The 13,123-nt window shown below is 65.1% G+C and carries 13 protein-coding genes and 1 tRNA gene; 5 read left to right on the top strand and 9 right to left on the bottom strand.

Translation table 11 applies throughout. From position 1 onward, the window contains the following. Nucleotides 1-103: 103 nt before the first annotated feature. The 3 genes from ACT6QU_RS19320 to ACT6QU_RS19310 all read right to left on the bottom strand — a co-directional run bounded on the left by ACT6QU_RS19320 (nucleotide 104) and on the right by ACT6QU_RS19310 (nucleotide 6,212). Nucleotides 104-1,795, bottom strand: a complete 1,692-nt coding sequence (locus ACT6QU_RS19320; protein WP_444565944.1) for an ABC transporter permease — start codon at nucleotides 1,793-1,795, stop codon at nucleotides 104-106. A 90-nt stretch (nucleotides 1,796-1,885) separates the two neighbouring features. Continuing rightward, entirely contained in the window at nucleotides 1,886-2,929 is a 1,044-nt protein-coding gene (locus ACT6QU_RS19315; protein WP_444565945.1) for a Fe(3+) ABC transporter substrate-binding protein, read from the bottom strand. A gap of 157 nt (nucleotides 2,930-3,086) precedes the next feature. Continuing rightward, on the bottom strand, nucleotides 3,087-6,212 hold the full coding sequence (locus ACT6QU_RS19310; RefSeq protein ID WP_444565935.1) for an ATP-binding protein: 3,126 nt from the start codon (nucleotides 6,210-6,212) through the stop codon (nucleotides 3,087-3,089). Between the two features lie 309 nt (nucleotides 6,213-6,521). Between ACT6QU_RS19310 and ACT6QU_RS19305 the strand changes: the two genes are divergently transcribed. The 4 genes from ACT6QU_RS19305 (at nucleotide 6,522) to ACT6QU_RS19290 (ending at nucleotide 7,858) form a co-directional block, all read left to right on the top strand. Then, nucleotides 6,522-6,977 carry a phasin gene (locus ACT6QU_RS19305; RefSeq protein ID WP_444565936.1) on the top strand — a complete coding sequence of 152 codons (456 nt, stop codon included), beginning with the start codon at nucleotides 6,522-6,524 and terminating at the stop codon, nucleotides 6,975-6,977. A gap of 275 nt (nucleotides 6,978-7,252) precedes the next feature. Beyond that, a tRNA-His gene (locus ACT6QU_RS19300) sits at nucleotides 7,253-7,329 on the top strand. A 131-nt stretch (nucleotides 7,330-7,460) separates the two neighbouring features. Next, nucleotides 7,461-7,601 (top strand): hypothetical protein, encoded by a 141-nt coding sequence (locus ACT6QU_RS19295; protein ID WP_444565937.1) that lies wholly within the window; start codon nucleotides 7,461-7,463, stop codon nucleotides 7,599-7,601. Between the two features lie 62 nt (nucleotides 7,602-7,663). Then, nucleotides 7,664-7,858, top strand: coding sequence for a hypothetical protein (locus tag ACT6QU_RS19290; protein WP_444565938.1), 195 nt, complete (start codon nucleotides 7,664-7,666; stop codon nucleotides 7,856-7,858). A gap of 50 nt (nucleotides 7,859-7,908) precedes the next feature. Here the strand turns inward: ACT6QU_RS19290 and ACT6QU_RS19285 are convergent, their stop codons facing one another. From ACT6QU_RS19285 to ACT6QU_RS19275, 3 genes are all read right to left on the bottom strand, one after another. Beyond that, nucleotides 7,909-8,409, bottom strand: coding sequence for a YciE/YciF ferroxidase family protein (locus ACT6QU_RS19285; RefSeq protein WP_024588376.1), 501 nt, complete (start codon nucleotides 8,407-8,409; stop codon nucleotides 7,909-7,911). Between the two features lie 101 nt (nucleotides 8,410-8,510). Then, entirely contained in the window at nucleotides 8,511-10,064 is a 1,554-nt protein-coding gene (gene xseA, locus ACT6QU_RS19280) for an exodeoxyribonuclease VII large subunit (protein WP_444565939.1), read from the bottom strand. A gap of 10 nt (nucleotides 10,065-10,074) precedes the next feature. Further along, the gene (locus ACT6QU_RS19275) at nucleotides 10,075-11,040 is read right to left on the bottom strand and encodes a LysR substrate-binding domain-containing protein (RefSeq protein WP_444565940.1); all 966 of its coding nucleotides are present in this window, start codon (nucleotides 11,038-11,040) and stop codon (nucleotides 10,075-10,077) included. A 193-nt stretch (nucleotides 11,041-11,233) separates the two neighbouring features. Here ACT6QU_RS19275 and ACT6QU_RS19270 point away from each other — a divergent pair, with 193 nt between their 5' ends. Further along, nucleotides 11,234-11,521, top strand: coding sequence for a DUF1127 domain-containing protein (locus tag ACT6QU_RS19270; protein WP_024588374.1), 288 nt, complete (start codon nucleotides 11,234-11,236; stop codon nucleotides 11,519-11,521). A gap of 114 nt (nucleotides 11,522-11,635) precedes the next feature. Here the strand turns inward: ACT6QU_RS19270 and ACT6QU_RS19265 are convergent, their stop codons facing one another. From ACT6QU_RS19265 to ACT6QU_RS19255, 3 genes are read right to left on the bottom strand one after another with little or no spacing between them, the layout of a single operon-like run. After that, the gene (locus ACT6QU_RS19265) at nucleotides 11,636-11,857 is read right to left on the bottom strand and encodes a type II toxin-antitoxin system HicB family antitoxin (RefSeq protein ID WP_444565941.1); all 222 of its coding nucleotides are present in this window, start codon (nucleotides 11,855-11,857) and stop codon (nucleotides 11,636-11,638) included. Then, on the bottom strand, nucleotides 11,844-12,101 hold the full coding sequence (locus tag ACT6QU_RS19260) for a type II toxin-antitoxin system HicA family toxin (protein ID WP_444565942.1): 258 nt from the start codon (nucleotides 12,099-12,101) through the stop codon (nucleotides 11,844-11,846). The genes ACT6QU_RS19265 and ACT6QU_RS19260 overlap by 14 nt, the downstream gene beginning before the upstream one ends. A gap of 10 nt (nucleotides 12,102-12,111) precedes the next feature. Further along, a complete protein-coding gene (locus ACT6QU_RS19255) occupies nucleotides 12,112-12,918 on the bottom strand; it encodes a DUF937 domain-containing protein (protein ID WP_444565943.1) in 807 nt (268 codons plus the stop codon). Nucleotides 12,919-13,123: the final 205 nt, after the last annotated feature.

Below are 13,123 nucleotides of genomic sequence, written 5' to 3'. Positions count from 1 at the left end.
TGCGACCGCATCAACGCAAGCGCGTCGGGAATTTCGCAACGATCCCCCTTGTGGGGAGGGATAAAGGGTGGGGGTCCCCTTCACAGGAACCCACCGCCACCCCTCACATCATCGCTTCCCGATCCCGAGCCAAGGCCCGCGACAACAGCACCACCGGGATCAGCGACGTCACGATGATCAACAGCGCCGCCACCGCCCCATCCTCCGGCCGCCCCCGCGATGCGTTCTCGTAGACATGCGTTGCCAGCGTGTTGAAGCCGAACGGACGCAGCAGGATCGTGGCGGACAATTCTTTGATCGTGTCGACGAAGACCAGCACGGCCGCCGTCAATACGGCGGGCCCGAGCAGCGGCAAAATCACCGCGCGTGCGCTTTGCCCGGGCGTGCGGCCGAGGCTGCGCGCCGCCTCGTCGATATTGGGCGGCAGCTTTTCCAGCCCCGAGCGGATCGACCCTTCCGCGAGCGCCAGGAACCGGATCGAGCAGACCAGCACCACCGCTGCCGCCGAACCGGTCAACAACAGCCCCGTCGAGACGCCGAACGCATCGCGCATCACCGCGTCGAGCGCATTGTCGAAGCGGGCGAGTGCGAACAGCAGCCCGAGCCCCATCACGGTTCCCGGCAGCGCATAGCCGACCATCGCGAACCGCGTCAGCCCGGTCACCAGATGCGAGCGCGCCAGCCGTGCCGCCTGGATCAGCACCAGCGCGATCAGGATGGTGATCACCGCCGTTGCCGTTGCCGTCAGGATCGAGTTGGTCAGCGCGCGCATCAGCGCCGGGTCGGCGAATTGCTGCAGCCGCCGCGAGGCATAGTCGCCGAAGACGTAGAGCGGGATGCCGAAGCCGGCCGCGACCGGCAGGGCGGCGGCGAGCATCGCAAGCGCTCCCTTGATGCCGGTCAGCCTCACGCGCGGCGGCTTCGCCTTCATCTGCGTCGCGCGCATCGCATGGTAGCGCTGGCGCCGCCGGGCCCATTGCTCGGCCATCAGGAGCGCGAAGACGATGACGAGCATGATCATCGCGATCTGCGCGGCGCCTTCGAGGCTCCCGCGATTGAGCCAGGTGGAGAAAACGGACAGCGTCAGCGTGCGCACGCCGAGATATTCCGACGCGCCGATGTCGTTCAACGTTTCCATCAGCACCAGCGCCACGCCCGCCGCGATCGCCGGCCGCGAGATCGGTAGCAGGACCTTGCGAAACACCTTGCCCGGCCGCGCGCCGAGCGTGCGCGCGACGTCCGCGACGTTGCGCCCCTGCATGATGAAGACGACGCGGGTCGTCAGGTACACGTAGGGAAAGAGCACGGCCGACAGCACGATCGCCGCGCCCGTCGTCGAGCGGATGTCGGGAAACCAGTAATCGCGCGTGGTGGCAAAGCCGAACATGTCGCGGATCGCGGTCTGCACCGGCCCGGTGAAATGGAAGAACTCGCCGAACGCATAGGCCGCCAGATAAGGCGGCACGGCAAGCGGCAGCACGAGCGCCCAGGCGAGCATCCGCCGCAGCGGAAAGTCGTAGGCGACGACGAGCCAGGCCGTCGTCACGCCGATCGTCGCCGTGCCGAGAGCCACCAGCGTCATCAGCCACAGCGTGGTCGTCGCCGCGCGCGGCAGCACGAAATTGACCAGATGCGGCCAGTCCTCGCCAGTCCCGGAAAGCGCGATGCCGGCGAGCGTCAGCACCGGAAGCAGCACGATCGCGGCAACGACGGCGCTCAAGCCGATTGCCAGCGGATGCCGCTGCCGCCGCGCGCGCGGCGCGGCAGGCGGGATGGCGGCGGTCCTGTCGATCAGAAGCTGGTCGGTCACGATGCGCTCATCGGAAAAACGGCGAAGGCCGGTCCGCTGCCGGACCGGCCTGAACGTCAGTTCTGGGCGCGAGCTTTACGAGCTCGGGCCATCGTCGAGGCCAACGCGATCCACCATTTCGGAGGCCGCGCGACGGTTTGCGGCGATGTCGGTCAGCGGCAGCGTGTCGGCGTTGAGCTCGCCGAAGGACTGCACGTCCGCGCTCGCCTCGACGCCTTCCTTGACCGGATATTCGTAGACCTCGGCCGCGTAGATTTCCTGCGCCGTGTCGGAGGCGAGGAAGCGCATCAGCTCGACGGCCTCGTCCTTGTTCGGCGCGTTCTTGGCCAGCGCCATGCCGGACACGTTGACGTGCGTGCCGGAATCCTCGTCGATGGTCGGGAAGATCACGCGGATGGCGTTCGCCCAGTCCTTCTGCTCCGGCTCTTCCTCATTGTTCATCATGAGGCCGACATAATAGGTGTTGCCGAGCGCGAGGTCGCATTCGCCGGCCATGATGTTCTGGGCCTGGTTGCGGTCGCCGCCATCGGGTGCGCGCGCCAGATTTTCCTTCAGGCCCTTCATCCACTCCTCGGTCTCGGCCTCGCCCCAATGGGCGATCAGCGAGGCGAAGAGCGCGATGTTGTAATCGTGCTGGCCCGAGCGAATGCAGATCTTGCCCTTCCACTTCGGGTCGGCGAGGTCGGCATAGGAGATGGCTTCGTCGGTGACGCGGTCCTTGGAGGCCCAGATCACTCGGCCGCGCTGGGTGACGCCGAACCAGTGGCCTTCCGCGTCGCGATATTCGGCCGGAATGTTTGCGTCGACCGTCTCGTCGGTGAGCGCCTGCGTCACGCCCTTGTCCTTCGCCGCCTGCAGGCGGGCGATGTCGACGGTGAGAATGACGTCGGCCGGCGAATTCGGGCCTTCCGCCGCGATGCGGTCCTCGAGCCCCTTGTCGAGGAACAGCACCTCGGTCGCGATGCCGGTCTCTTCGGTGAAGGCGTCGAGCACCGGCTTGATCAGGTCGGGCTGGCGATAGGAATAGATGTTGACGGTTTCCTGCGCGAGCGCCAGCGGCGCTGCAAGCATGGTTCCGGCGAGGGCGGCGGCTGCGAAGGCAGCCTGGCGCGGCAGCATCGACTTGAGTTTCATTTGGGTTGTCCTCCGAACAAAGGATTGCTGAGCGCATGGCTCACGGCCAGCGCGTCAGTGGCCAGTAATTGTTAAATCGGAGCGGAGTAGTCAAGTTATTTTGCGTGAGCGATCAATAGCTTGGAATGGTTCTAAACTATCCTCAGTCGGCCAGCACCCGGGTCGGCGGAAAGTCGATCTCGACCAGCGTGCCTTCGCCCGGCTTGGAACTGATCGCGAAGCGCGCCCGGTTGGCCTCCACCATCGCCTTGGTCAGCGGCAGGCCGAGGCCGGTTCCCTCCCGGTGGCTGCGCTTCAGCGCATTGACGCGCTTGAACGGCTTCAGCGCCTGGTCGATCTCCGACGCGTTCATGCCGATGCCGGTGTCGCGTACGCGGATGGCGATGCCGCCATCGGGCTCCAGCGCCGTCGACAGGATTACTTGGCCGCCCGCCGGGGTATAGCGCACGGCGTTGGAAAGAAGGTTGAGCGCGATCTGCTTGATCGAGCGGAGGTCTGCGACAACGTCCGGCAGGCGCGAGGCGAAGGAGGAGCGGATGATCACCCGCTCGCGGTTCGCCTGCGGCTGCATCATCGCGACTGCCTCGCCGAGCACCTCGTTCAGCGACACCGCCTCGTAGTTCATCTCCTGCTCGCCTGCCTCGATCTTGGAGATGTCGAGAAGGTCGTTGACGAGGTCGAGCACGTGATTGCCCGAGCGGCTGATGTCGCGCAGATAGTCGCGGTAGCGCTCGGTGCCGATCGGCCCAAAGCTCTCATTGATGATGAGTTCGGAAAACCCGATGATCGCATTCAGCGGCGTGCGGATTTCGTGGCTGATGCGGGCGAGGAATTCGCTCTTTTGCGACGACGTGCGCTCGGCCTCGGCGCGTGCCTGCGTCAGTTCCTCCTCGGCGCGCTTCCAGTGGGTGATGTCGCGCAGTACCGCGCAATAGCCGCCATCCTGCGGCAGCCGCCCGATGGTCATGAACAGCGGAATGAACCCGCCTTCCGCTTCGCGCCCAATCACCTCGCGTCCGTCATTCATCACCGATGCGACGCCCTTGCGCGCGATCCGCTCGACATAGTCCTGCGCGGTGCGCTGGCTTTCGATGGCGAAGAGTTCGCGGAAGGGCCGCCTCTCGATCGCACCGGAATCGAAGCCGAACAGCGCCTCGGCCGGCTTCGAGATCGAGCGGACCGCAAAGTCGTTGTCGATCAGGATCACGCCGTCGGTCGCCGTGTCGATGATCGTCTGGAATTCGGCAAGCCGCGCCCGCAATTCCTCGCCGCCATCTTCGGCGATTTGCGCCGCCGGCACCGGTTCCGTCACCGGTTGCGGCAAGAGCGTCAGCATCAGCGCCTTGGCGCCATGCCAGGGGATCGAGTGCAGATGCGCCCTGACCGGCAGTTCGCTGCCATCCGCGCGCTTCAGCGACAGAATGCCGTCTTCCCCGTCGTCGCAATCCTCGAACAGCGCGTCGAGCCCGCCGGCCTCGGCGAACGCGTCGAGCGAAGAAAAGCCCGTCAAGTCGAAGAAGGCGTGGTTCGCCAGATGCAGCACCTCGCCCGAATGGATCAGCGTCGCCACCGGAAGATGGTCGATCAGCCGGTCCTCGACGCCATCGTCGATTTCCGCGCGCGGCGCGAAGGCAGACGGCAAAAAGTGGATGCTGGCCGGCGCGGGTCGCTCGTCCTTCGCTTCGACAGGGGGCTCATCTGCCGGCTTCGCGTCCGTCAGCCGAACGACATTGTCGGCTGCGTCGATTTCGGATTCGGACGCTTCGGCCTCGGCAAACCGTGCGCGCTCCTGCGCCTGCCGCTCCGCCTCGGCCATCGCATCGACGGGCGCCTCCGTCTCCTCGTCGCCGATCTCCTTCTTCAGCTTTGTACCGATTTCCTGGAACGTCTGCCGGTCGCCGGGCGAAAGCGTCTTGCCGTTCGTTCCCGGGCGCACATCGTCGAGCCGCACCACCTTGTCGCTCGCGCGCCGCCCGAAATCCGGCAGGCCCGCCAGCACCGGCGTCTCGCCCTGGAACGGATCGTCGGGGTCGACGGGCTGCGGCTGCTTCGGGCTCATCAGCGCGAGACCGAGCTCGTCCGGGTCCGCGACCGCATCTGCCATGCGCGCGACGCCGAAGCCGCGAAACCCTTCGAACATGCGTTCGCGGTCGTAGACGGGCAGGGCGGCCAGATCGACCGGCACCTTCAGCGCGTGGCCTTCGACCGGCCAGAGCACGGTGCGTCCCGACCAGGTGTCGCGCCGGTCGAGCAGCGCGGCGATCTCGTCGTTGAGATCGAAGCCGAACACGGTCGCAACGTCGCGGAACGAGCGGCCGATCACGTCGGCGGCATTGCCGCCCACCGCGTCGATGAATTCGGACGAGACCTGCGCGAACCGCCCGCTCGCATCGGTGCGCCAGACGAAGCGGATCGGCTGCGTCGGCAGGACGCGCGGCTCGTCCGGCGCTTGCGGAACGGGCGCAGGGGCGGGGGCCGCATCTGCCTCGTCGACGGCCGAGGCGACCTTTGCCATCACGATCTCTTCCGGCTCCGCCTCAGCGGCGACCTGCGCCGACACCGCCGGCAGTTCCGCCTCAGGTGGGGCCGCAGCTGGTTCATCTTCCTCGTCGGCATCGACCTCGTTCGAGGTCAGGAGAAGGTGAAGCGCCGGTTCGTCGGTGAGCCGCGCAAAGCCGACCGGCAGCGTGCCGCCCTCGACCGTCACGAGCTTCTTCACCAGCCGGTCATGCTCGCGCGACACGTCTTGGACCAACGTCCAAAGCGTGGTGCGGCCGAGGCCGAGCTGATCGAAGCCCGAAGTCGTCGCGGCCACCGCGCCTTCGGCGTCGACGAGCGCTGCGGCATATCCTGCGTCCTCGATGCCCGATATGGCGGCCTTCATGCGCGCTTCGCCGCGCAGGCTCGCCGGGATCGCGAGCAGGATCGCCAGTTCGCCGCGCGGCAGCCGGATCTGCGCCGCCTGAAAGGTGGTCATGCGGCTTGCCATGCCTTGCGCAAGGCGCAGCGAGACCGTGCGCTCCGCACCGATCCGCGGATAACCTGAAAGGGATGCGATCTGACGCATGGCCTGCACCGAAAGCCCGGCCGGACTGTCCATCGCGCTCTCGATGTCGCCGATGCCGAAAAGCGCCGCGCCCGGGCCGTTTGCCCAGAGCACCCGCTCGAGATCGGGCGAGAGAAGCACGAGCGCGTCGCCGCGCGCGAACCGGTCGCGCACGCCGCCAAGTACGGCGATGTCGATGAAGGAGTAGGTCGCGGCCGTCATCGGTTTCCTGTGCTCGCGGGGTTCGCACCCCGCCGGGGCTTCCTCGCGGGGTTCGCACCCCGCTCGGACTTCAATGCGGGATTCGTCCCACTTAACCCTTCGTTAATAAAAGCGGATCGCGCCGTCGTCCACAATCGGCGGGCTTGCACGCCCGTTCGATTGGCGAAATGGTTAATCCACGGGCAGTTTTCTACCGCAACGCACGCGTCGATATTGCATTGCACAAAAATTCACTGTATAAGACCCGGAACAAACCAGCGGCCTCGACGCGACGGACCATGGCCGCACCAACCTGAAAAGGGACATGGCATGACCAAGACTGCCGCTAAGACCGCAGAGGCGATGGAAGCCGCTGCATTCGACGCCTCCAAGGCCACCGACCAGTTCCGCGCCTTCGCCGAGAACGGCATGGAACAGTCCAAGCAGGCCTACGACAAGCTGCGCTCGAACGCCGAATACGCCCAGAAGTCGATGGAATCGACCTTCGAGACCGCCAAGGTAGCCGGCACCGAAATGTCGAAGAAGTCGCTCACCGCGATGCGCACCAATGCCGAACTGGGCTTTGCCCATCTCGAGGCGCTGATGCAGGCGAAGTCGATTTCCGAGGTCGTGGAACTGCAGACGGCCTTCGTGCGCAAGTCGATGGAACTCGCCATGGAACAGGCCCGCGACTTCCAGGCTGCCTCCACCAAGGCGACCGAAGAGGTCATGAAGCCGATGAAGGACGCTTTCGAGAAGTCCGTGAAGGAACTTGAAGCCGCCTGATGCATTATTAAGCCAAGTTCCCCTGCTGACGGAAACCTCCTCCCTTCCGCAGCCGGGCACCGGAGCCGCCACCTCCTCCCGGCGGCATCCGGAACATGGAAAGGCCGGGTTCCTCCCCCCGGCCTTTTTCCTATTTGGGGGATGCCCGATCCCGCATCGCACAGCTTCCCTTCCGACAGGCATTTTTGCGCATTCGCCCTGCATTCCCGCTTGAAATCGGGCCTGAATGACCGTAATAGCCTGCCCAGCCAGTTGGTCATGCGCCAATTGGATGTGCGGTTGTAGCTCAGTTGGTTAGAGCGCCGGATTGTGGATCCGGAGGTCGCTGGTTCGACCCCAGCCAACCGTACCATTTGCTTTTTCCCCATCACCGCGCGTCCTGACGTCATTTTTCCGCGAAACTCTTCGCTGGCTTCGCACGTGTCTCATCGCACGATGAGAGGTGCGGACGTGCAGCAGTGGAATGAACGATACGAATGCGTCATGGAACCGACGCAAACCTGGCTCGTCTGGGATCGTGACAGGGACGAGGTTGTTGAACTTCCCGGCACCGTGCTCGTCGGCCTTTCCGGCGAGGAGGCGGTTGCGATGTGCCGCCTGTTGAACCGCAGGCAGGCCGCCTGAGGTCCTTGCCTCCCGGCGCCGCAAGGCCACATATTCGTGTGATCGGCCAAGAGAGGAATGAAATGGCAATCGCTTCGATCGAACTGCGCAAGGCCGCTACACTCGTCGCCGCCGCGCTTCTGCTCGCCGGATGCGGCGCGGGCGGCATGGCGCGTGCCGTCACGACGGCCGGCGAGGGGTTCGATCGCGGCGAGTGCCTGTCGGAGCAGTTTCGCACCGGCGAACCCTGCGATCAGGACCAGTTCTCGGACGAATAGAAAGGAAAAGGGCGCCGATATGGCGCCCTCGTCCTGTTCGGCAGATGCGCTCAGGCGGCTTTCATCGCGGCCGGATTGGCGGTCTTGTCGGCAAGCATCGTCAGGTCCTCGTCGGTCTGCGATTCCTCCTGCAAGGTCGCATCGAGCAGCTTGGCCGCATCCTTCATGCCGAGCGTCTCGGCCCAGCGCTTCAGCGTTCCGTAGCGCGTGATCTCATAATGCTCGACGGCCTGCGCCGCCGAAATCAGACCGGCGTCGAGCGCAGCCGTTCCCTTGAACTCGTCGAGAATTTCCTCGCCTTCCGCGATGATGCCCTCGATCGCGTCGCAGGTCTTGCCCTGGGCACGCTTGCCGATCAGTTCGAACACCTGCTGCAGGCGCTCAACATGGGTCTCGGTCTGCTCGCGATGTTTCTCGAACGCCTGCTTCAGCGCCGGGGCCGTCGCGCCGCGCGCCATCTTCGGCAGCGCCTTCAGGATCTTGCGCTCGGCGTAGTAGATGTCCTTGAGCGTATCGTGGAAGAGATCTTCGAGTGTCTTTTCCTTGGCCATGGGAAATATCCTTCTGCATCGATGAGGTTGGCTCACGAAACCGTGAGGAACCCTCCGAAGCTGCCGGATCGGCCGATGTTCCGTCGGAAAATTGGAGAGCGTCAGAAAAGCGTGCCCTGGCCGCCGATAGGCGTCGCTGGCTTGGGTTTGGGCTTCGGCTTCGCGGTCTCTCCCGCCGCCACGGCATTGACGTCGCCATCGGCAAAACGGATCGACAGCGCATCGCCCGTCGCGATTTCTGCCGCCCGCTTGATGAGGTTGCCGTCCGTGTCGCGCACCACCGCGAAGCCGCGCTCCAATATGCTCGTATAGGACAGCGACCCCGCCAGCCGCGCCGCCTGCTCGAAGCGTTGGCGGCGCCTTTCAAGCGCCCGGTCGATCGACTGGCGCTGCCGACGCTCGAAAGTGTCGAGCCGCTGACCGGCCATCTCGATGCGCCGCATCAGTGCGTTCGGCGTCACCCGGGCCGCATCGCGCGCAAGCCGGTTGCGCCGGTTGGTGACCATCGCCGAAAAGCACCCCGGCAGCCGCCCCGCGGCGCGCTCGGCACGCAGCTTCGCATCGCCAAGCCGCCGCGAAAGAATCGCCGGCGACAGGCGCAGCCCGCGGAATTTCTGCTTCTTGGCCTCGGTGTTGGCGATCAGCGCGCGTTGCAGCCGGCTCGCCGCTTCGTCGAAGCGCCGGCGCGGCAAAGCGAGCAGGGCATCGGCGGAGGGCAGCGCCCGTGCCGTCGCCCGCAGCGCGTCGCGCTTTCTTTGCGTGCAGCGCGAGACCGCGCCCTTCACCCGCGCCGAAAGCCGCGAAACGGCGGCTTCCAACTCGGCCTTCACCGGCACCGCCATTTCGGCTGCGCCCGTCGGCGTCGGCGCGCGCCGGTCGGCGACGAGGTCGATCAGCGTCCAGTCGGTCTCGTGCCCGACGGCCGAAATCACCGGAATGGTCGATGCCGCCACCGCGCGCACTACCGCCTCGTCGTTGAAGCCCCAGAGGTCCTCTAGGCTGCCGCCACCGCGCGCGACAATCAGAAGGTCCGGTCGCGTCATGCCGTCCGGCAGCGCGTTGAAGCCGGCGACCGCGTTCGAAACTTCCGCCCCGGTCGTCTCGCCCTGCACGCGCACCGGCCAGACGATGACATGCACCGGAAACCGGTCCGCGATGCGGTGGATGATGTCGCGGATCACCGCGCCGGTCGGCGAGGTGATGACGCCGATCGTCCTCGGCATGAAGGGCAGGGGGCGTTTGCGGCCCGTCTCGAACAGCCCTTCGGCGGCGAGCCGTCGCTTCCGCTCCTCCAGCAGCGCCATCAGCGCGCCGGCGCCCGCAGGCTCGATATTGTCGATGACGATCTGGTATTTCGACGAGCCCGGATAGGTGGTCAGCTTGCCCGAAGCGATCACCTCCATCCCCTCTTCGGGCCGGAAGCGCAGCTTCGAGAACGTGCCTTTCCAGATCACCGCCTCGATCCTCGCCCGGTCGTCCTTCAGCGAGAAATAGGCATGGCCCGACGAATGCGGCCCGCGATAGCCCGATATCTCGCCGCGCACGCGCACGTTTCCGAAATTGTCCTCGACGACGCGCTTCAGCGCACCGGAAATCTCCGAGACGGAATATTCGGCCGCGTTGGTCTTCGAATCGGTGGCGAGAAGGTCTGACATGCCGCTAGTTCTACCAACCGGGAAGCATCTGGCTAGGCCGCAGGCGCTTGCCGCGGCCGTAGGCGACGCCGGCGAAGTCGAAATGTCCGCTATCCTCGTTGGCCGGCGGCACGACCGAGATGTTGTCGAGGCTTTCCGAAATATGCCGCGCCAGCGCATCAACGATCTGGGGCTGGCTGGAATGCCCGCGCAAAATGCCGATCCGGCAATCGGGCAGCGCCCCGAACCCGTCCGATTCGCCAAGGATGCGCATGCCCGGCCGCAGCGCGCATTCGGGCAGCACTGAGACCGCGAGGCCCGACAGCACCGCCGCCATGATGACCGTCGCCGACCAGCTCGTGAAGATGATGCGATAGTCGCGGTTCATCTGGTCGAGCACGTCGCAGGCGGTGCGCCGCCACAGGCAGCTCGGCCGGCCGAGCGCCAGCGGCAAAATCTCCTCCTGATGCACCTCGTGGTTCATCGAGCCGACCCAGAGCAGCGGCTCGCGCCGCACCACTTCCGAGCGGCCCTTATCGTCGTCATGGGTGACGAGCGCGATGTCGAGCTGTCCGCGCCTGATCTGCTCGACGAGGTTTGCGGTCGGCTCGCACACGACGGAAAGCTCGACGCGCGGATTGGAGCGCAGGAATCGCGCCATGATCTCGGGCAGGAAGCGGTCGGCATAATCGTCCGGCGTCCCGATCTTGATATGGCCTTCTAGCGAATGGTCGTCGAAGGCGGCCAGCGTCTCGCGGTTGAGCCGGATCAGCCGGCGCGCATAGGCCAGCAGCCGCTCCCCGTCTTCGGTCAGCCGGTTCGTGCGCCCGTCCTTTTCGAAAAGCTGCTTGCCGACGCGCTCCTCCAGCCGGCGCATCTGCATGGAAACCGCCGACTGCGTGCGGTGAACCTCCTCCGCGGCCCGCGTGAACGAGCCGATATCGGCGATGGTGATGAAGGTCTGGAGCTGGTCGAGGTCGAGGGGCGCGGCTGGCATCGGATCAATCCATCATGATCGTTGATGCTAAATATTAGAAACATTCGTTCGACTAATCAATCGAAGCAACGCAATTTGCACGCGTCGGAGAAGCTTCGACGACGCGGCAGAGCCATCTGGAATCGGGTGGCGCGCCGTCGCCGCCAAGCTCATCCTGACCTTACCAAAGCCGTTTCATCAAAGGAGACCAGTCATGACCGCCCTCGATCACCACCCCACATATGCCGGTGCCGCCCCGACGCGCACGGATGTGGCGTCGCGCGTGACGAACGGGTTCAAGACTGTCTTCCGCGCGCTCTTCAATCGACGCCATATCGGCAATCTGGCGGAACTGTCGGACCATCACCTCGCCGATATCGGCCTGTTGCGCACCGACCTCCACCAGGCCGCCCGCACCGGCATCGTCGCCGACCCGACGGCGACGCTCGCCTCCCTGCGCCGCCGGCGCGAGGAAGAACGCTTCGCCCGCCAGGTCTGCTGACACGTTCAGGCAATCCGACCTGATAGCCACCAAGATTGCGGGCACTCCCACTCCCCGCCGATCCCCTTCGGCCGCCCGCATCCTGCCCGGTCTCTCCGCGAGACCGGGCTTTTTCTATCCCGCGAGCTTGTAGCTGGTCGGAGCGGGGATTTGCCGGCCGAGACCCTTGGCGGTCTCTATCCATTCCGCGATGGCGTCGCGAACGTTCGCGATCGCCTCTTCAGGCGTCTCGCCATCGCTCATGCATCCGGCCAGATCGGGCACGGTCGCCACGAATCCGCCGCCGTCCGCAGGCGGCAGCGGGGCAATCACCACGTGATATTCAAGATCCTTCATCGGTCTTTCTCAACGTGTCGATCATGGCGATGAGCTTGCGTATATATACAGCTTTGATGGGGCGCCTGAAAGGGATCGTCAGAATCGTCGCCGAACCAGGATGATGAACCTTGTAGTGCGACCCACCGCCTTTAGGTGGATCGCATCGAAGACCGCTTTCCGCGCAGACCGCCTGAATGTCGGCGATACGCCAGTCCGCTCTCGGATTGCTGCGTAGTGCGTCAAGTCGTTTGGACTTGCTCATCGATGACGCTTCACCCGCGCGGCTTGCCCCGCGCGAAGAAATCATCCACCAGCTTCGTCATCGCCTTCTGGTAGTCCGCCTGCTGCTTGCGGCCGGTCTCGAACATTTCCCCGAAGAAGTTTTCGAACGGAAAGACCTGCGCATCGGTCACCTGATCGCGCGGTGTTTTCGCCTCCGGCTGGCCGAACTGCACCATCTCCTCGAACATCTTCATGAACGGGTTGTGCGCATAGGGATCGGGCGCAGCCTTCGGCTTTTCGGTCGGCTTCGGCGCGAACATCTCCTGCATCATCTTGGCGTAGGGGTTGGCGAACGGATCGGCGCTCGCCGTCGGCGCCTGCGGCATCATCTGCCGGAACGCGTCGAGGAAGGGATTTGCACCCGAACCCGGCATCTGCCCCGTCGCCTGCTTGAAGAAACCGCCCATCATCATCGCCGCGAGCGACGGCATCATCTGGCGATAGGCTTCCTGCGCGATCCCTGTCGCCTGCGCGGCCTGCGCCGCAACGGCGCTCGCCAGTTCCTTGGAACCGAAGATCTGGCCGAGCGCGTCATTGCCGGCGGACACACCCTCCGGCGTGAACGCGCGCGCCGCGTCCTCGAAATATTTCGCGTATTGCCCGCCGCCCATCGCCGTCATGAACTGCGAAAAGCCGAACGGATCGGCCGTGTTGCGCTTCAGCGCCTCGGAAAAAGCCGGCAGCAGCGCCTCCAGCGCCAGTTCTCCCTGCTGGCGCGTCAGATTCATCTGCCGCGCGAGAAGATCCGCCGTCCGCCCGTTCTGCGCCTTCATCATCATGTCGTAGAGCGGCAGCATGTCGTCCTCCCGGGTTGGTTTCGGGAAAGACTAGCTGAACCGGCGAATGACACAAGCATGGGCCGGAGAAGTAAGGCAGCAGTCGGGTTTTGCGAATAGGACCCCCACCCTTTATCCCTTGTAACTTTCCTGCTGCCGCATCGTGTATTGTTTTCGATGCGGTGGCGGATGTGAGATCGATATTCCCGAGGGACGCCAAGCCCGT

The organism is Aliihoeflea sp., from assembly GCF_052435475.1.
GTDB lineage: Bacteria > Pseudomonadota > Alphaproteobacteria > Rhizobiales > Rhizobiaceae > Aliihoeflea.
The sequence above is the reverse complement of the archived record's forward strand: the minus strand, read 5'-3'. Positions and strand labels throughout refer to the sequence as shown.